17 protein-coding genes are annotated in these 17,584 nt (G+C 73.3%); 8 read left to right on the top strand and 9 right to left on the bottom strand.

All coding sequences use genetic code 11. The annotated features are described in order from the left end of the window. On the top strand, window positions 1-1,142 hold a 1,142-nt coding region (locus tag IE278_RS36660), incomplete at its 5' end, for a glycoside hydrolase family 26 protein (RefSeq protein ID WP_189779185.1). A gap of 46 nt (window positions 1,143-1,188) precedes the next feature. Here the strand turns inward: IE278_RS36660 and IE278_RS36665 are convergent. From IE278_RS36665 to IE278_RS36705, 9 genes are all read right to left on the bottom strand, one after another. After that, on the bottom strand, window positions 1,189-2,364 hold the full coding sequence (locus tag IE278_RS36665) for a GNAT family N-acetyltransferase (RefSeq protein WP_246571268.1): 1,176 nt from the start codon (window positions 2,362-2,364) through the stop codon (window positions 1,189-1,191). Then, window positions 2,361-3,017, bottom strand: coding sequence for a YveK family protein (locus tag IE278_RS36670; protein WP_189779187.1), 657 nt, complete (start codon window positions 3,015-3,017; stop codon window positions 2,361-2,363). The genes IE278_RS36665 and IE278_RS36670 overlap by 4 nt, the downstream gene beginning before the upstream one ends. Beyond that, window positions 3,014-4,195 carry a glycosyltransferase gene (locus tag IE278_RS36675; protein WP_189779189.1) on the bottom strand — a complete coding sequence of 394 codons (1,182 nt, stop codon included), beginning with the start codon at window positions 4,193-4,195 and terminating at the stop codon, window positions 3,014-3,016. Before IE278_RS36675 ends, IE278_RS36670 begins: the two co-directional genes overlap by 4 nt. Next, on the bottom strand, window positions 4,192-4,914 hold the full coding sequence (locus tag IE278_RS36680; RefSeq protein ID WP_189779273.1) for a polysaccharide deacetylase family protein: 723 nt from the start codon (window positions 4,912-4,914) through the stop codon (window positions 4,192-4,194). The genes IE278_RS36675 and IE278_RS36680 overlap by 4 nt, the downstream gene beginning before the upstream one ends. 88 nt (window positions 4,915-5,002) lie before the next feature. After that, the gene (murJ, locus tag IE278_RS36685) at window positions 5,003-6,787 is read right to left on the bottom strand and encodes a murein biosynthesis integral membrane protein MurJ (RefSeq protein WP_373312194.1); all 1,785 of its coding nucleotides are present in this window, start codon (window positions 6,785-6,787) and stop codon (window positions 5,003-5,005) included. Window positions 6,788-7,038: 251 nt separating this feature from the next. Then, window positions 7,039-8,391 (bottom strand): O-antigen ligase family protein, encoded by a 1,353-nt coding sequence (locus tag IE278_RS36690; protein WP_373312189.1) that lies wholly within the window; start codon window positions 8,389-8,391, stop codon window positions 7,039-7,041. Between the two features lie 4 nt (window positions 8,392-8,395). Beyond that, a complete protein-coding gene (locus tag IE278_RS36695) occupies window positions 8,396-9,916 on the bottom strand; it encodes an exopolysaccharide biosynthesis polyprenyl glycosylphosphotransferase (RefSeq protein WP_189779198.1) in 1,521 nt (506 codons plus the stop codon). Next, entirely contained in the window at window positions 9,913-11,112 is a 1,200-nt protein-coding gene (locus IE278_RS36700) for a glycosyltransferase (protein ID WP_189779200.1), read from the bottom strand. Before IE278_RS36700 ends, IE278_RS36695 begins: the two co-directional genes overlap by 4 nt. A 135-nt stretch (window positions 11,113-11,247) precedes the next feature. Beyond that, window positions 11,248-12,369, bottom strand: a complete 1,122-nt coding sequence (locus IE278_RS36705; RefSeq protein WP_189779202.1) for a DUF3344 domain-containing protein — start codon at window positions 12,367-12,369, stop codon at window positions 11,248-11,250. 388 nt (window positions 12,370-12,757) lie between these two features. Here IE278_RS36705 and IE278_RS36710 point away from each other — a divergent pair, with 388 nt between their 5' ends. From IE278_RS36710 to IE278_RS36740, 7 genes are all read left to right on the top strand, one after another. Continuing rightward, window positions 12,758-12,997: a chaplin gene (locus IE278_RS36710; protein ID WP_107016158.1), complete on the top strand. Its 240-nt coding sequence runs from the start codon at window positions 12,758-12,760 to the stop codon at window positions 12,995-12,997. A 248-nt stretch (window positions 12,998-13,245) separates the two neighbouring features. Then, a complete protein-coding gene (locus IE278_RS36715) occupies window positions 13,246-14,037 on the top strand; it encodes a hypothetical protein (protein WP_189779204.1) in 792 nt (263 codons plus the stop codon). 285 nt (window positions 14,038-14,322) lie between these two features. Continuing rightward, the gene (locus tag IE278_RS36720; protein ID WP_189779206.1) at window positions 14,323-14,619 is read left to right on the top strand and encodes a hypothetical protein; all 297 of its coding nucleotides are present in this window, start codon (window positions 14,323-14,325) and stop codon (window positions 14,617-14,619) included. Between the two features lie 255 nt (window positions 14,620-14,874). Beyond that, window positions 14,875-15,372 carry a DUF5949 family protein gene (locus tag IE278_RS36725; RefSeq protein WP_189779208.1) on the top strand — a complete coding sequence of 166 codons (498 nt, stop codon included), beginning with the start codon at window positions 14,875-14,877 and terminating at the stop codon, window positions 15,370-15,372. A gap of 199 nt (window positions 15,373-15,571) precedes the next feature. Next, window positions 15,572-16,078, top strand: a complete 507-nt coding sequence (locus IE278_RS36730) for a hypothetical protein (RefSeq protein ID WP_189779210.1) — start codon at window positions 15,572-15,574, stop codon at window positions 16,076-16,078. A 48-nt stretch (window positions 16,079-16,126) separates the two neighbouring features. Beyond that, window positions 16,127-16,663: a tyrosinase family oxidase copper chaperone gene (locus tag IE278_RS36735; RefSeq protein ID WP_189779212.1), complete on the top strand. Its 537-nt coding sequence runs from the start codon at window positions 16,127-16,129 to the stop codon at window positions 16,661-16,663. After that, on the top strand, window positions 16,647-17,513 hold the full coding sequence (locus tag IE278_RS36740) for a tyrosinase family protein (RefSeq protein ID WP_189779214.1): 867 nt from the start codon (window positions 16,647-16,649) through the stop codon (window positions 17,511-17,513). Before IE278_RS36735 ends, IE278_RS36740 begins: the two co-directional genes overlap by 17 nt. The last annotated feature ends 71 nt before the right edge of the window (window positions 17,514-17,584 follow it).

Here is a 17,584-nt window from a genome sequence, read left to right on the forward strand (position 1 = left end):
CGGTCGCCGCGCCGGCCGTCCCCGCGCCGGCCGCCCCCGCAGGGGCGACCCCGCGGCCCGCGCCGCCGAAGGACCCCGAGAGCCCGGCCTACGGCGCCTACCTGGACTACGGGCCCCGCGGGGTGGCCCGGATCGCCGAGCTGAGCCGCTGGCTGGGCGGGGCCGAGCTGCGCGTGGCGCACACGTATCTGCCGGGCGACCGCTGGAGCAACATCGAGGGCCTGCCCGGCTTCCTCGACGCCTGGGCCCACTGGCGGCGGGCGGAGGCCGACCGGCTCTTCGTCCTCAACGTGCCCATGCTGGAGCGCAACGAGGAGGGCGTCTCCGACCGGGAGGTCCGGGCTCTGCTGCGGCGCGGCGCGGCCGGGGAGTACGACCACCACTTCCGCAAGCTGGCCGAGCGGCTCGTCGAGCTGGAGGTGCCCGACACCGTCATCGTGCTCGGCTGGGAGATGAACGGCATCACGTACACCCATCGCTGCGGGCCGGACCCGGAGGCCTGGAAGAAGTACTGGGACAGGATCGTCACCGCCATGAGAGCGGTGCCGGGGCAGAAATTCCGCTTCGACTTCACTCCGAACCGCGGCCGGGACGCCATTCCCTGGACCCAGTGCTATCCGGGCGACGAGACGGTCGACATCATCGGCATGGATTCGTACGACCAGCCGCACGGACAGTCATTCGACGAGGCGGTTTCGGAGCCCTACGGGCTTCAGGCGCACGTCGACTTCGCGAAAGCGCACGGAAAGCCGATTTCCTATCCTGAATGGGGGCTCTTCCGAAACGGCGACAACGCGACCTACATGAAGCGCATGCTCGCCTGGCTGGACGAGCACAAGCCGCTGTACAACACGCTCACCGACTACTGCCCGCACGGTGTGTGGCAGTGCGACGACAACCCCGAGGCCTCGGAGATCTACCGGTCCGTGCTCTTCGGCCGCAAGGATCCGACCCCGAAGCCCACCGATCCGACTCCGAAGCCGACGGACCCGACCCCGAAGCCGACCGATCCGCCGAAGCCCACCGACCCGACACCGGTGCAGCCGCCGAACTGTTCGCCGGTGGCCCTGGGCGACTGGGTGGAGTACTGGCTCGGCGGGAAGCTCTGTCTGCGCTTCGACTGGTGGTCGCGCAACCGCTGACCCGGAGACGGGAACGGCGACGGAGACGGAGGTGGCGGCGGGTCGGTCACGGCCTGCCGCCACCGCGTGCCTTCCAGCCGAGGAACCGGTCGAGCAGCTTCTTGCCCCGGCTGCGGGCGGCCACGTCACAGACGGCGGCGGACATCAGCGGCGCCGTCCGCCGCCGGGCCAGCAGGAAACGCTGGTTGACCACGGGCTGCGGGCGCCAGTGGTGCTTGTAGGGCTCGTTGCCGCGCAGCAGGCTGAGCACCCGGCGCCCGCCCGCTCCACCGCTCGTGCCGGTGCCCGTGTCCGTGCCGGTGTGCTGGGCGCAGGAGTTCAGCAGCATCGTCGCCACGTCCGCCTTGCGCTCCCGCAGCTCGGGATGCGCGCCGTACAGGTAGCCGCCCGCCAGCCGCTCCGACAGGAGCGTCAGGTCGACCGCCACCACGGTGCCGTCCACCCGGAACTCGGTCACCACCGCGTCCCCGGCGCGGACCATCGGCCCCACCGAACGGATCAGATGTTCGGCGAAGCGATCCTGCAGATGCTCGGTGGTCACCTTCCGGCCCTGCCACTGCAGCCGGTGCAGCTCCAGCAGTCTGCGCAGGGCCGTGTCGACCTCGTCGGGGCGTACGGCCCGCCGTTCGACCCCCAGCGCGGACAGCTTGCGCAGCTTGGCGCGGACCCGCTGCTGGGCCTTGGCCGTCGCCAGCCGTCCGATCAGGTCGTCCATCGGCAGGGCGGGCAGCTCCAGGCACAGCGAGTCGGGCACCTGCCGCCGGGGCCCGCGCCAGCTCGCGTACACCCGCTCCACCGCGCCGCCGGGCCGTACCTCACGGAAGTCGATCAGCGCGGTGCGCGCGGCCGCGGCCAGCCCGTCGGCCAGGGCGGAGGCCGCACGGTCGGCGCGCTCGCCGTCCTCGATCAGCACGTCCCCGAAGTCGGAGATCGACCCGCCCAGCGGTACGAGGGCCGGCCACGGCTGCCGTACGAGCATCAGCGGCGCGGCGGCCACCAGGTCGGCGCCGTCGCGCACGAGCACGAGCCGGAGCCAGCCGGGCGTGCCGTACGAGAGCCACCACGAGTGCAGCCACGCGTGGCTCTGGAACGGGGTGGCCGTGCCGCAGTTCCGGTACAGCCTTCCCCACTCCTCGGCCAGCCGGCCGAACTCCCGCTCGTCCGTGCACAGTTCCGTACGCAGTTCGGTGCGCGGCTGGGTCCGCAGCGCGGCGGCTCTCACAGCTGTCCGTGGACGTCGGCGGCGGTGGCGGGGCCCGGCACCGAGGCCGTGGGCGCGGCCCCCGGGGCGCGGCGCGGGCGGACCAGCAGCGCGAGTCCGCCGAGCAGTCCGCCGGCGCTCGCGCCGACGAGAGCGGTCACCGACGCGGACGCCGAGGACGCCTCGGTGGGCCGGATCGCCCGCGAGAACTGCAGCAGCTCCACATGCGTGCTGTTCTCGGCGTCGTTCGCGTGCCGGGTCAGCGAGCGGGACACGGCGTTGGCGATGTCCGCGGCGAGGTCCGGCTGCGTGGAGGTGGCGGTCACGGCGACCATCGGCGCGTCCGGCGAGGTCGCCGTCCGCACGCTCTCGCGCAGGGTCGACACCGGTACGCCCGCCCACACCTGGGCGTCCCCGAGCACCGCGAGCTGGGTGGCGACCCGCCCGTACGCCTGCGCGAAGCCGAGCGCCGCCGCCGGGTCCGACTGCTCGGTGGGGACGGCGATGACGTAACTCGTGGCGGTGTACTGCGGAGTCTTCAGGCTGCCGTACGCGCCGCCGAGCACCCCGCCGAGGAGGGCGCCCGCGGCGAGCAGGGACCACGGCGGCAGCGCCCTGGCCCGCGCGAGGGCCGTTCCCGGCCGCCCGGTGATACGGATGGGGTTGTCGGTCATGTGGAACTCACTCCCAGAGTTGCGGCCGTGTAGATGTCCATGAGCCGGTCGGCACTGCGGGCGATGCTGTAGTGATGGGCGGCCTGTGGCGCGGAGCGCGGCCCGGGGCCCTGCGCACGGGCCTGCCGCACGGCCCGTACGAAGGAGTCCGCGCCGCCCTGCACCCGGCGGGCGAACGGGGCCGCGTCCCGGGGCAGGTCGTCGACGGCCGGGCAGGAGACGTAGAGCACGGGCAGGCCGGCCGCCAGGGCCTCCACGACGGCGAGCCCGAAGGCCTCCTCGGCGGACGGCGAGGCGAGGAGGTCCATGGCGTCGGTGAGGGCCGGCAGATCGAGACCGTCCGCGACGCCGCGCTGTGCCGGTCCCAGCGGTGCGGGTCCGTGCGGTGCGGCCGTCTGCGGTGCTGGTCCGTTCGGGCGCTCGCCCGTGAACAGCACCCGGTCGGCGACCCCCGTGCGCTGCGCCGCCCGCCGCAGCACGCTCTCCTCCGGGCCCCCGCCGACCAGCAGCAGCCAGACGTCGTCGGGGAGTTCGGCCAGTGCCCGCACCAGCACCTCGAACCGCTTGCCGGCCGTCAGCCGCCCGACACCCCCGACGACGTACGCCCCCTGCGGCAGCCCCAGCCGCCGCCGGGTGCTCTCGCGGCGGGCCGCGTCGAAGCGGAAGCGGTCCACGTCGATGCCGTTCGGTACGACCTCGATGCGCGGTCCCGGCACGCCCCAGCGGCGCAGCCGTTCGGCGACCGTGGGCGAGACCGCGACGGTGGAGCGGCCGAGCCGTTCGCTGGCCAGGTACAGCGCGCGAACGCCGGGGGTGAGCCTGCGGCCCTCCATCTGCGAGTCGCCGAGCGAGTGTTCGGTGGCCACGACGGCCCTCACCCCGGCGAGCCGCGCGGCGGCCCTGCCGTACACACAGGCCCGGTAGAGGTGGGTGTGGACGACGTCGTAGCGGCCGCGGCGGATCAGCCGGGCCAGGCGCGGGAGCGCCGCGAGGTCACGGTTGCCCTGTATGCCGAGGTGGGTGACGCGCACGCCGTCCGCGACGAGGCCCTCCGCGACCGCGCCCGGGTTGGTGAGGGTCACCACGTCGCAGTCGACGGGCAGGTTCCGCACCAGCAGCCGCAGTTGCTGCTCGGCCCCGCCGACGCCGAGCCCGGTGATGACGTGCAGGGCCCTCACCGGGCCTCCTCCGTCACCGCGTCGGCCGCCGCCAGGGGCACCGGGCGCCTGCGCAGCCGGTTGAGCCCGTACTTCAGCCGCAGCCGCCAGAAGGTGTCGTTCTCCCCGATGTGCACCCGGGGCAGGGCGAAGACACCGGTGAGCGGACCGGGGTCGATCGCGCACGCGTAGCCGTACCCGGCGGCCCGCACGGCGTCGGCGACCCGCTGGTCGACGGTCCCGTACGGGTAGCACAGGCCCGCCACCTCACGGCCCGTCAGCTCGGAGAGCAGAGCCCGGCTGCCACCGACCTCGGCGCCCAGCAGCGCGTCGTCCGCCAGGGTGAGGTCGACATGGGTGAGGCCGTGCGAGGCGATCTCCAGGCCCTCGGTGTCCGCGAGCCGGCGGATGCCGTCGGCGCTCAGGAGGGGTTTGCGGGGGCCGAGCGGGTCCCACTCGTTCGTGCCGCCGAGCCTGCCCGGCAGGACGAACACGGTGGCGCCGAAGCCCCAGCGTTGGAGTACGGGCAGGGCGTGGTCGGCGAAGTCCGCGTAGCCGTCGTCGAAGGTGAGGCCGACCAGGCCCTTTCCCTCGCCCCGGGCGTGGGCCGCGAGGAGGTCCGCCATGCCCACCCCGTGCAGGCCCCGGCGGTGCAGCCAGCCCAGCTGCCGGTCGAGGCGGTCGGGCGAGACCGTGATGCGGTACGGGTCGTCGGAGCAGTCGCCCACCGAGTGGTACATCGCCACCCACAGGGGCGCGACGCGGGGGACGACCGGGGGCGTATCTGTACGCGGGGCCGGGTCGGTGGAGTCGGTCGGGTCGGTCGGGTCAGCGGCAACGGGCATGGGGGAGCCTTCGGGTGACGGAGCGGAGGGCGGTTCGGAAGGCGGGTGCGACGGCCTGGACGCCGAGCAACCGGAGCAGCAGGACGTAGACGAGGGTGACGGTCAGACCCCCGGCGAACAGGGCGGGCGCGGACGAGTCGAAGCGACTGGCGACCAGGGCCCCCGCGACCGCCGCGCACACGGCCGCGCGCAGCGGCTTGCTGAGTTCGTGGACGACCCGGCGGGTACGGATCGGCACGCTGCGCCGCTCGTTCATGCCGGACAGCAGCAGCGCCGCGGTGAGGGTGATCCCCACCGCGTTCGCGGCGGCGATCCCGGACACCCCCCAGGCGCCGACGGTCGCGGCGCCGATCCACGAGGTGGCCACGATGCCCGCGGCCATCGCAGCGAGCGGGTACCAGGTGGGGCGGCCGGCCGAGAAGTACGTCCGTACGAGCGCGCCCACGAGGGTGTGGCCGAGCAGCCCCACCGAGTAGACCCGCATGACGGTCGCCGTCGCCGCCGTGTCCCGCGCGGTGAACGCGCCGCGCTGGAAGAGGAGTTCGATGATCTGCGGCGCGCACGCGAAGACCGCCGCCGCGCCCAGCAGGACTATGCACGCGGCGACCGAGACGTCGTGCTCGACCCGGTGGCGGGCCCGCTCGGTGTCGCCCTCGGCGAGCGCCTGCGCCAGCACCGGGAAGGTGACCGTGCACAGCATCAGCGAGAGGGTCATCGGGATCTGGGCCACCTTCTGCGCGTAGTTCAGGTGCGAGATGGCTCCGGAGGGGAGGTGCGAGGCGAGATAGCGCTCGATGAGGACCTGGGACTGACGGCAGAGGGCGAAGAGCAGGACGGGGGTGACGAGGGCGAGATTCACCGAGTGCGTCACAGGGTGTGCCACCGGGTGCGTCTGCGGGTGCGTCCCCGATCGCTCCCCGGGCTGCCCGGCCACGGGGCTTTCGGCACCGGCCGCGGTTGAGACCGTCGCCGCCGTCGAGGTCGAGGTCGAGGTCGAGGTCGAGGTCGAGGTCGTGGTCTCGGTCCGGTGGCGGCCGAAGAGCTGTCGTACGAGGGCGGGAAGCTGCGCCGCCACCATCAGGCAGCCGCCCAGCGCGACGCCGATGGCCGCCGACCGCACGCCCCAGTGGCCGCCGAGGACGAACATCGCGGTGATGATGCCGGTGTTGTAGGCGACGTAGATGGCGGCCGGAGCCAGGAAGCGGCGGTGCGCGCGCAGCGCCGCGCTGCAGTAGCCGGCGAGTCCGAAACTCAGGACGCAGGTCGCCGTCAGCCGCGTGCAGTCGACCGCGAGCCCGGGGTCGGGCAGTCCCGGCGCGAGCCCCGCGACCAGGTAGGGCGCCCCGGCGATCAGCAGCGCGGAGACCCCCACGAGGACCAGCGTGATCCGGGGCAGGGTGGAGGCGACCAGCGCCCGGACGGGGTCGCCGCCGGTTCCGCGGGCCCGGCGTGCCACGGCCAGGCTGAACGCCGGGACCAGCACGAAGGCCATCCCGTCCTCGATCAGCAGCGTCGCCGCGACCTCCGGCACGGTCCACGCGACCAGGAAGGCGTCCGTCTCGGTCCCGGCCCCGAAGAGATGCGCGAGCGCCTGGTCCCGGCCGAGGCCGAGCAGCGCGCCCGCGATGGAGAGGACGGCGGTGACGAGCGTGGCCTTGGCGAGGAACCCACGGGTGGGCGGGGTGACTTCGGCGGGCGCGGCCCCGGTGCCGGTGGGGGCGGCCCCGCCTGGTGCGGCGTCGGCCGTCGCCACACGGGCGCCGGGCAACTGGACGTCGTCCGCGCACCCGGTCGCGGTGTCGCCGTGCGTCGCGGTCCCGGCGGCCGTGCCGTGCTTCTCGCCCGCTGTCCCGGTGCCGGTCCCGCCTCGTGTGCCGGTGCCGATGCCGGCTTCGGTCCCGGTGGCGGTCACGGCTCCGGTCCGGCGGCGGCGACCCTTTCGCGCCGCCGTTCCCTCCGCCACTCCCTCCGTCGTTCCTCCCACCGTTCCCTCGTCCTCGGCCCGGGAGGGCGTCACCGTCATCGTTCCCCAGCCCTCTCGTGGGCACCTTCGTGGGCGGTTTCGTCGCCGCCCTCGTCGGCCAGTGCCCACCAGGCGGCGAAGCCGATGACCAGCGCGGTCAGCACGGTCGAGGGGCCGCCGATGTCGGCGTACACGAAGTCGACCAGCTGCCAGACCAGCAGTCCGCAGGCGACGAGCGCGCAGTCGAGGCCGCTCGCGGAACGCCGTGCGCGGATGAGCCGCCGCAGTGCGAGGACCAGCAGGGCCAGCCAGCTGCCGGCCAGCGCGAGCAGCCCCAGCAGCCCCTGCTCGCTGAGGATCAGCAGATACATGTTGTGCGGTGACAACAGCGGCTGGCGCTGGAAACCGGCGCCCGCCCCGTCCGTGTCACTGCCCGAGGACAGCGCGAGCGAGGCGTGCCCGTCGCGGTGGTCGGGGAAGCCCTTCAGCCCCACCCCGGTCAGCGGCTGATCGCGCCACATGTCGACGGCGGCCGTCCACATCGTGTACCGGTCGGTCACCGACTGGTCCGGCGCGTCCGCGACCTGCGTGATGCTGCTGATCCGCTCCTGGAGCATCGCGGAGCCCACCCCGAGCCCGCCCACCAGGACCACCGCGGCCGCCGCCACCGCCGCGAAGACCTGCACGGCCCGCCGCATCCCCGCGAGCACGAGCTGCGCCCCGCACGTCACGGCGGTCGCGATCCACGCGCCCCGGCTGAACGACAGCGCGAGCGGCAGCAGCAGGGCCAGCGCGCACACCGCCGCCGCGGTCCGCTGCCGCGCGGGCCCCGACCCGAGCGCGAGACCGAGCGCGCACACCAGCCCGAACGCCACCACGGCCGCCATGCCCATGATGTCCGTCGCTCCGAAGGTGCCCACCGCCCGGATCATCTCGCCCTGGTACGAGGCCCCGGTCCCGGTCACGAACTGGTGGACCCCGAGCGCTCCTTGCCACAGCGCCAGCCCGACGAGGGACCAGGCGACCAGGCGGGCGTCACGGCGGTCGCGTACCAGCAGCATCACCGCCGCGGGTACCAGAACGAAGACCTGCAGATAGCGCACGAGCCCTTCGGCCCCCACCCCGGCCGAGGCCGCGCCGGCCGTCGCGACCGCGACCCCTACGACGGGCAGCCCGAGCACGACGGCGGCGGTACGGGACAGGGGGCGCCGGCGGCCGCGTACGAGACGCAGTGCGCAGCCGACCACGACCAGCCCGGACACCGCGTCGGCGAGGGTGCCGCCGCCGTCCCCGGAGACCGGCAGCGCGAGCGTCAGGACCAGCGCGATCACGGGCAGCACGGGGAGGAAGCGGCGGGGCGCCGCGGCCACGACGGCGACCAGGGGCGGGGCGGGCAGGACCTGGGTCACCGGTTCAGCTCCCTGTCGGGCGCACGAGCGAGACCGCGGTGCGCGCCAGGATGCAGATGTCCTGCCAGAGCGACCAGTTGTCGATGTACGCGTTGTCGAAGCGGCAGCGGTCCTCGATCGAGGTGTCGCCGCGCAGTCCGTGGATCTGCGCGAGTCCGGTGATCCCGGTGCGCATCCGGTGGCGGGCCGCGTAACCGGGGTACGTCTGGCTGAACTGGCCCACGAAGAAGGGCCGTTCGGGGCGGGGTCCGACCAGGCTCATGTCGCCCCAGAAGACGTTCCACAGCTGGAGCAGTTCGTCCAGCGACGTCCGGCGCAGGAAGCGGCAGAACCAGACCATCTCGTGGTCGTTCGCCACGCTCCAGCGGGTCGCGGCCTCGTGCGCGTCGACCGGCCGGTGCGTACGGAACTTGAGCAGGGTGAACGGCCGCCCGTCCTTGCCGATGCGCTCCTGCCGGAACACCACCCCGGGCCCGTCGACGATCCGCAGCACGACCGCGCACAGCAGCAGCACCGGACTGACCAGCAGGAGCAGCACCCCGGAGACCAGCACGTCGAGCAGCCGCTTCCCGGCGCTCCCGTACCGCCGTCCCATGGGCAGCCGACGGCAGGCGAACCCGGCGAGCCGGTCGGCCCGCCCGTACGCCGAGGAGTCCGCGCGCACCTCCCACACGGCGCAGCCCGACTCGCCCAACGCCCTCAGCAGCGAAGCCTGTTCGGACCATCCGGACGGGCTCACGGCGAGCACGTCCTGCACGCCGTTCTGGATGAGGGCCCGCTGGACCTCCTCGCCGGTGGTCAGCACCGGCAGTCCCTCGCCGTCGCCCGCCTCGTCGGCGACGACGCCCACCGGCCGCACCCCGCAGCCCGGGTGCCGCAGGAAGGCGGCCGCCACCCGCTGCGCGTCGACGGTACGGCCGACCACCAGGGCCGCCCGCGGGCGCCGCAGGAGCGCCCGGCGCCGGTGCCCGTGCACGACACCCCGGCCCACGCAGCTCACCAGCGACTGCACCGCGCACCCGAGGACCAGGGCGCGGGCGGACAACGCGTGCTCCGGGGAGTACGCGGCGAGCAGGGCCGCGAGCGCGCACCAGCCCACCGCGATCCGGGCGCAGACGGCGGGCAGTTCGTCCAGTGCGGCCGGTACGGCGGGTGTGGACGTGCCGCGGTACAGCGACGCGTGCGCGTTCAGCCGGAGCACCGCGAGCACCAGCACGGCGAGCGGGAGCGGATGCGGCCAGGGCAGTGCCAGGGCACCGCCGGCCAGCGCCGCGCCGATGTCCACGGCGGGCAGGGGCAGCCGTGAGGGCCGCCGTACGTGCCGTACCCGGTGTACGGCACGTACGCGGTGCACGAAGGGCCGTCTGCCGCTGGGGAACGCGAAGCCGCCGACGGCCTCGCGCGGCGGCATGACCGAGACGGGCGAGCCCGACGAGGCCGATGAGACGGATGAGACGGGCGTGAATCCATGGTCCGCCGCCCGCGGCCGGCCGCCGGGGGAGGGAACGGTACTTTCCGCAGTCACGTGTGGATGGACTCCCTGTACTCGGTGTGGTCCACGCCCGTGTTCCGCCCGGTCGGCCAGGTGCCGACCAGGTCGCGGTACACGTCGGCGACGGCCGCGGCCGTGCGCCGCACGTCGTGCGTGGTCGTTACGTACCGGCGTCCCTGATGACCGAGCGACTCGCGCACCAGCGGGTCGAGAAGTAGCTCGGCGACGGCCCCGGCCAGCGCGTCCGGCCGCTCGGACGGCACCAGGCAGCGCGGCCCCTGGCCCGGCGGCAGGCTCTCGCGCGCCCCGTCCACATCGGTGATCACGACGGGCCGCCCGCAGGCCATGGCCTCCAGCGGTGCCAGTGCCATGCCCTCCCAACGGGACGGCAGGACGACCAGATCGGCGGCCTGGTACCAGGGCGTGGCGTCGGTGACGGCCCCGGCGAACAGCACGGACGGGGGAGCCGAGGCCCGCAGCGCCTGCGCGTCGGGCCCGTCGCCGACCAGTACGAGCCGTGCGGCCGGCACCCGCCGGGTCACCTCGTGCCATGCCTCCAGAAGGACGTCCTGCCCCTTCTGCCGGCACAGCCGCCCGACGCACACCACGAGGGGTGCCGCCGCGTCGACGCCTTCGAGCAGCGGAATCCCGGCCCGTACGGTGTCCACCGGCGCCGGGTGGAAGCTCTCGGTGTCGATGCCGTTGGGGATGACGCTCCACCGGCCCCTGATCCCCGACCGCTGCCCGGTGAGCCGCTCGGCCTCGCTGACGCACACCACCCGCGACGCCCAACGGGCACCCAGCCGCTCCCAGTTGAGGGCGAGGAGACCGGTGGGCCCGCCGACCGCCTCGAAGGACCAGGCGTGCGGCTGGAACACGGTCGGCACCCGCCCGCGTACGGCGAGCCGTGCCGCGAGCCCGGCCTTGGCGCTGTGCGCGTGCACGACGTCGGGCCGCACCTCCCGTACGACCTGACGCAGACTCCGTACCTCCTGGGCGAGCCACGGACCCGGTGAGCGGGTCGCGTGCCAGTGCCGTACGTCCGCGCCCAGGAGTTCGGCCGTCCTGGCGAGGCCGCCGTCCGGCGGGCAGGCGACGGTGACCTCGGCGCCGGTGGCCAGTTGTGCGCGCACCAGGTCGGTGACCACGCGGCCCACCCCGCCGTCGACGGGCTGGGAGACGTGCAGGACCCGTGGCCGCGGTCCTGGGCCGGTCGGTGACAGTCGCATGCGGGCTTTCCTCACTCACGGGGGACGGATCGGGAGAAGGTCCCGGAGAGGGGTCCGGCGAGAGGCCGGGGGAGACGTCGGAGGAGAGGTCGGAGGAGAGGTCGGTCGAGAGGTCGGGAGAAGAAGGGAAGGGCATCAGCGCTTCGCGTCGACGGCGACGAACAGCGCCCCGGCCCAGGCGGCGTCCCGCAGCGACTCCAGCCGGAAGTCCAGCCGGTCCCCGCCGCGCCGCAGCCCCTCGCGGAGATCGAGGACGTCGGAGTCGTACCCGAGCGTGTTCGGATACGCGGGCGTCCGCGGGGCAGCCGTCCCGCCGGACTCGCCGATCGTCGAATTCAGTACGTCGTCCCGGGGGTTGGCGCTGTCGCCGAGGGGGACCGCCGCGCCCCACCCGTCCGACACGGTGAGCGAGTCGCCGGTCCGCCCGCGGTCGCCGTTGTAGGCGACGAGCCCCACGCGACCGGTGGCCCCCTCGGGGAACGGCATGTCGTCCACCCGGACCACCTGGTCGTCATCCGGCCCCAACGGGCCGAAGCCGTCCCAGATCGCCAGATGCCGCAGCGGCTCCGACTCCTTCTCGTACGCCACCATCAGCGTCCAGCCGCCCCACGCGCCGGCCGCCGAGTGCCCCATCGCCACATTGACCTGCGCCACGGTGTACGCGCCCGCGCCGCTCGACCGCACCAGCCGCGTGACGTCCGCCGAGGCCTGGAAGGCGTCCGCGCCACGGGCGACCCGGTGCCCCACGAGGGTGTCCGCGAGCACCTCCTTGTACTGGCCGCCGGGCTCGGAGACCAGCACCCGGCCGTTGTCCTTCGGCGGCTTCTGCTCGCCGACCCGCAGATTGCCGCCCCAGTACAGCCGCGCGTACGAGACGCGGGCGCCCGACGGCAGACGGACCTCGGCGCTGCTGGAGTTGTAGGTGTTCGGGTCCTTGTCGATGTCCGTGTAGAACATGTCGAAGCCGTCGTTCGCGACCGCCCGGCCCGCGCGGGCGGCGGGGCACGACACCGCTGTCGGCGCGACAGGCGTACGGCAGGTGATCGACGCGTTGGCGGCCCGGACGATCCCGCCGTGCCCGAGCGCACGGTACCGCTGGGTGAAGGCCACGCTCTCCGCCTCGGCGGCGGGTTGCGCGGCCGTGGCGTCCGGCGGGACAGGGGCGGCCGCCGCCGGCCCGCCCGGCACCCACAGCGAGGCGAGGGAAAAAGCACCCACCATCCCACGGCGCAGCAGAAGACCCAGGGAATTGCGCATGACCGGCGTCGCCCTTTCGGGGGGAATTTCGGCGGCAGAGGTTCTGGCCCTTGCGGGCGGACGAGACGAGGACATCGGCGGACGGGACGTGGACATCACACGAGTGCCGACATGACTCTCCGTCTGTTTCAAACGATCAGAGGTGATCTGGGGCGGTCTGTGATGATCTGAGGAGGAACGCAACTGTAGCCGCTATCCGTATTTATCGGTGAAACCCATCAAGTGTGTCGGAATCGTGTGCATGCCTCCGGATAACCCCCTGACGCGCTTCTGGTAACGGCTCGGAGCGTCACTCTTTTGGAGGCACAACCCGCGTCCGTGCCGCGCGTTGATTCCAGAGCCGGGCATCCCGCCCGGTTGTTGTTTCAATCCCAAGGAGCACCTCTCCATGTCGCGTATCGCGAAGGGCCTGGTCTTTACCTCCGTTGCCGCAGCCGCCATGGCGGGCACCGCCGGCATCGCCGCCGCCGACAGTGACGCGCACGGCGCAGCCGCCAACTCCCCGGGTGTCCTGTCGGGCAACCTGGTGCAGGTCCCCGTCCACGTGCCGATCAACCTGTGCGGCAACACCGTGAACGTCATCGCGCTGCTGAACCCGGCGTTCGGCAACGAGTGCGCCAACGACTGACGTCGAAGCCCGGCCCCTGATCGGCCGTCCTCCCCCAGGGAGGGCGGCCGATCCGCGTTGCCCCGAATGGAGGGAGGGGCGACAAGTGCCGTCGGCGGGCCCGGGCATGGCGGCTCATCAGGGAGAACGGTCACGGCGGTGGACGCGGGCCGCCGCGGTGCGCGGGCGATCGGTTGCAGGCGGCGGTCACCGATTCCACGGTGGGCACAGGACCTGACGCACCGAACGCACCACCGAAAGGACCCTCCATGCGTGCTCTGCCCGCGCGGCGTATCGCGACCTCCGCACTCTGCGCCACGTTCCTGCTGGGGATCGCCGCACCCGTCGCCGTGGCCGCCGACCACGACCCGGCACCCGGCGCCCGCGCCGCGGCTGTCCCTGCTGCGGTTGTGCCTGCGGCAGCTGTTCCTGCCGCGGCGGTCCAGGCGCCGGTGCCCGAGGCCGACGCCCTGCTGGCTCAGACCGCGGCCCTCGCCGATGTCGCCGGAGTGCTGAAGCCGGTCACCGACCTCCTCACCGCCGCGCTCAAGGCCGACAGCGGGAAGCTGCCCGCCGCCGACGCCACGAAGCTCGGCGACGCGGTGAAGGAGGCCATCACCAAGGCGACCGCGTCGGCTCCGGCCGCTCCGCAGACGCCTGCCGCTCCGCAGACCCCGCCGGCGAAGGCCCCGACCGAGCCGAAGGCGCCGGCGGAGGTGAACTCACCGGCCGAGCCGAAGATCCCGGCCGATCCGCCGTCGATCCTCCCGGCGCTTCCCGGTGCCCCCGCGCTCCCCGCGCCGGCCGCGGCCGGCCGTGTGGCCGCGCCCGACCTCAGGGCCGACGCGCTCAAGGCCCTGCAGGGCTCGGTCGAGTCCCTCGTCGGGGCGGCGGTCGCCGGTGACGCCACCGCTCTGGGGACGGCCGCGAAACAGGTCGTGACCGGCCTGGTCGACTTCGTCGCCGCGGTGGCGGTGGGCGGCGCCCTGCCCGCACCGAACCTGCCGGGACTGCCCGAGCAGCCCTCGGACGTGCCCGCACAGTCGGGGAGCGGTGGCTGAGGCGAAGCAGCCACCGTCCCGGCCGTCGGGCCGGCCCGTCACCCGGGCCGGCCCGACGGCTGTTTCCCCCCTGTTTGCACAATATTTCTGGGTTCTCATATGAGGGATCCCATTTGGTGATGAAAGACAGCCTTCAATCGGGTGGGTTCCAGGAATTTTGAGTGTTCGGGGTTTCCGTCCGGACGAGGGGTCGTTGGGCAGGAAGCCGTGCGAGAGCAGGCATGCACGGTGCCTGAACACCGAGAATTCCCTCTGGTGACGCGAGTCACCGATGAAAGGAACACGATGAAGTCCCTGAAGGCCGCCGCTGTCGTTGCCGGTTCCATGGTCGTCGCTGGTGTCGCCGCGCCCGCCTTTGGCGCCGACCTGACGCCCCCCTCCAGCCTCAACGGCGGCCTCGACTCGGCCCTCACCCAGCTCACCACCCAGCCGGTGGACGCGATGCCCCTGCAGTCGCAGTCGAGGGCGCTCGACACGGAGAACCAGGACTCCGCGCTCAGCACCATCAGCGACGCGACGGACGCCCTGAACTCGGCGGGCGGGGCCACGGCCCTCCTGGGCGGTCTTCCCCTCCAGAAGTGACGCGGGGCCGTACGAAGGCGACGCGGGGTCTGTCCGGAAGCGACGCGGGGCCGGTTGCGCATCAGCGCGGACCGGCCCTTCGCGTCGGTGCCGCCCATTCGCCGTGTTCGGGCTGTTCCTTTTCCGTGTTCGGGCTGTTTCCCTCTTCCCGTCCGTTCGACCCCGTCCCCCGTTCGTGTGGAGACCTTCATGGAAATCCCCCGGGCGGGTGAGAAAGGGAGCGGACGCATTCCGACACGCCGATACGGTTCCGCGGTGACCTCAATCTCCAGCGAAACGCGTCCTTTCCCCACCGCGGACCTCGGCACCCTCGTCGTCATGGCGTGGAGCGGTGAACAGCCCGACGGCGACATGCCCTATCTCCTGGCCTACTCCCTCGGCGACGGCGCGGGCGGCCCCGAGGGCTCCGCGGCCGCCGTCGAGCAGTTGCTGAAGGCCAACGGACTGTCCCTCGGCGACGAGGTCGTGGACGCCACCCGGCAGCCGAGCTTCCCGGTCCGCCTCCTCGTCGAGTCGGGTCAGGCCGTCGTCAGCATGACCCAGCTCAACGCCCAGTGCCCCGTACCGCCGGAGTGGCTGGCCGCGGTCGGCGAACGCGGCTACGCCTACTTCCTGTTCACCACCCGCCCGTGGCCCGAGGCCGAGCCGGGCAAGCCCGTCGAGCCGGAGGCCCTGGCCGCCTTCGCCGGTGACGAGGACACCTTGAACAGCGCGGCGCACGCCCTCGTCCCGGCACGCAGCCTGCGCGCCTGACCCCACGCGCCGCGTCATCGGGGTGCGGCGTATCGAGAGGTTCGCGTCGCGTATCGAGAGGCTCGCTCCGACGCCGCGGTGGGACTTATGGACGAACTGAAGATTGCACCGACCGGGGGAATTTTGACCGGATCCCGTGCGCCGGGTCGTTACCCGTTTCGGACGCACCCTCCCGAATCCCGAAAGGCCCGTGCCTGAGATGAAGTCGACCACCCGAGGAACCCTTGCCGCCGTCGTCACCTGTGTGGCGGCCGCCGTCGCGACGCCCGCTGTCGCGGCCGACGGGGTTCCGGTCGCCGTGCCCCTGGAAGGTGTGGAGCACTCCCTGAACATGGAGATGCCCAGGATCAGCGGCACCGTGCCGCTGATCACGCCGGGCAGCCCCGAAGGGCCGCGGTACGTCGAGGGCCGGCTGCTGCCGGAGCGGGCCCTCCCGCAGCTGCCGGTCACCAGCGACCTGCCCTCGCTCGACCTGCGTACGCCGCTGCCGCGCGTGCTCGGGGACACCTTCGACCACCTCGCCGCCAGCACGCCCGACTCCGACCTGCGCGCCCTGACGCCCGGCGCCTCGCTGGACGCCCCGCTGACCGCGCCGCGTGCGGACATGCTCGGCCTCCCCGCCGTGAAGCTGCCCCAGGTGGCCCTGCTGGCCCCGGTCCTGCAAGCGGCGCCGGGGGCGACCCTGGGCCTCGCTCCGGGCCTGTAGGCACCGAGAGCGCGGACAGGACGTATCCAAGGGGGGTGGGGAGTGCGGATGAGAGTGGGGAACGGCACGCGGCGTGACGTCCTGAGAGGGGTGCTCGCCGCGGCCGTGGCGGTCGCGGTGGCCCCGTTCGTCGCGGCGTCGGCACCGACGCGCGCGCGGCCGTACGTGCCGGGCGGCCCTGCCGGTGGGCCGTCCGGCGAACTGGCCGAGTTCGAGGCGCGGTTCGCCGCCGGGTTCGACGAGATGTACGGCGGGTGCCGGATCCGTGGATGCAAGGAGGCGGCGGCCGGCGTACGTCCGGCCGGGGACGCGCGTACGGCTCCCGCCGGGTCCTGGCGGGTGACCGTGGACGACCGCCCGCTGCACCTCATGCGGCGGGCCGACGGCGGCTATCTGACGATGGTCGACCACTACCGGTCGTACCCGACTCCGCTGGCCGCCGCCCGCGCCGCCGTGGACGAACTGGGTGGCACCCTGCGGCTGCGCGCCGCCGCCGGGGAGGCGGAGCCGGAGCGGGTTCCGGAACGGGACCTTGAGCAGGTTCCGGAGCGGCGGGAGGGGCACGGGCATGGCGTACACGCGTAAGAACGTGAGCGCGCTGACGCGTTCGGAGAAGCGCAGGCTCGTCGGCGCGTTCCTGGAGATCAAACGCACCGGCGAGTACGACGAATTCGTCCGCGTGCACATCGACCACTATGTGTCGGACGGTGAGGACGGGCTGCGTACGGCCCATATGACCCCCTCCTTCCTGCCCTGGCACCGGCGGTTCCTGCTGGACCTGGAGCGGGCGCTGCGCAGGGTGGACTCCGGGGTGTCCGTGCCGTACTGGGACTGGACGAAGGACCGCACTCCCGCCGCCTCCCTGTGGCAGGAGGACCTCCTCGGGGGCAACGGACGCCGCTCCGACCACCAGGTGATGACCGGCCCGTTCGCCCGCCGGCACAAGAAGTGGGTCGTCAAGGAGTCGATGACCGACGGTGACTACCTCACGCGTGACTTCGGCAGGCCCCGCGATCCGCTGGACCTGCCCACCGCGGGGGAGCTCGCCAAGGCCCTCGACGATCCCGTGTACGACGCGCACCCCTGGGACTCCACCTCCGGCCGCGGTTTCCGCAACAGGCTGGAGGGCTGGGGGACCGGTCGGGGCAACGACGCCTGGCGCAACCACAACCGCGTCCACCGCTGGGTCGGCGGGCACATGCTGGGCGGGGCCTCCGTCAACGACCCCGTCTTCTGGCTGCACCACTCCTTCGTGGACCTGCTCTGGACGCGCTGGCAGAAGCGGCACCGGGGCGCGCGGTATCTGCCCGAGTCGCCGCCGCAACTCGGGGAGCGGCAGTACGGGCGGATCGTCGCACGGCACGAGGAGATGCCGCCGTGGGGCGTGACGCCGGACCAGTTGGAGGACCACAGCCGGATCTACCGGTACGTGTGAGGCACCCGCGCGCGGGATGCGTGAGGTCGCGAGGTACGGAGAAGCCCCCGGCGGTGGTACCGCCGGGGGCT

It is taken from the genome of Streptomyces tauricus (assembly GCF_014650955.1).
Classification (GTDB): Bacteria; Actinomycetota; Actinomycetes; order Streptomycetales; family Streptomycetaceae; genus Streptomyces; species Streptomyces tauricus.

Bases quoted from the DNA above. Each gene is read 5' to 3' on its own strand.
- IE278_RS36715 (WP_189779204.1), top strand. From the start codon at position 13,246: ATGCGTGCTCTGCCCGCGCGGCGTATCGCGACCTCCGCACTCTGCGCC.
- IE278_RS36670 (WP_189779187.1), bottom strand. From the start codon at position 3,017: ATGACCGACAACCCCATCCGTATCACCGGGCGGCCGGGAACGGCCCTC.
- IE278_RS36705 (WP_189779202.1), bottom strand. From the start codon at position 12,369: ATGCGCAATTCCCTGGGTCTTCTGCTGCGCCGTGGGATGGTGGGTGCT.
- IE278_RS36730 (WP_189779210.1), top strand. From the start codon at position 15,572: ATGAAGTCGACCACCCGAGGAACCCTTGCCGCCGTCGTCACCTGTGTG.
- IE278_RS36680 (WP_189779273.1), bottom strand. From the start codon at position 4,914: ATGTACCACTCGGTGGGCGACTGCTCCGACGACCCGTACCGCATCACG.
- IE278_RS36740 (WP_189779214.1), top strand. From the start codon at position 16,647: ATGGCGTACACGCGTAAGAACGTGAGCGCGCTGACGCGTTCGGAGAAG.
- IE278_RS36720 (WP_189779206.1), top strand. From the start codon at position 14,323: ATGAAGTCCCTGAAGGCCGCCGCTGTCGTTGCCGGTTCCATGGTCGTC.
- IE278_RS36710 (WP_107016158.1), top strand. From the start codon at position 12,758: ATGTCGCGTATCGCGAAGGGCCTGGTCTTTACCTCCGTTGCCGCAGCC.
- IE278_RS36700 (WP_189779200.1), bottom strand. From the start codon at position 11,112: ATGCGACTGTCACCGACCGGCCCAGGACCGCGGCCACGGGTCCTGCAC.
- IE278_RS36735 (WP_189779212.1), top strand. From the start codon at position 16,127: ATGAGAGTGGGGAACGGCACGCGGCGTGACGTCCTGAGAGGGGTGCTC.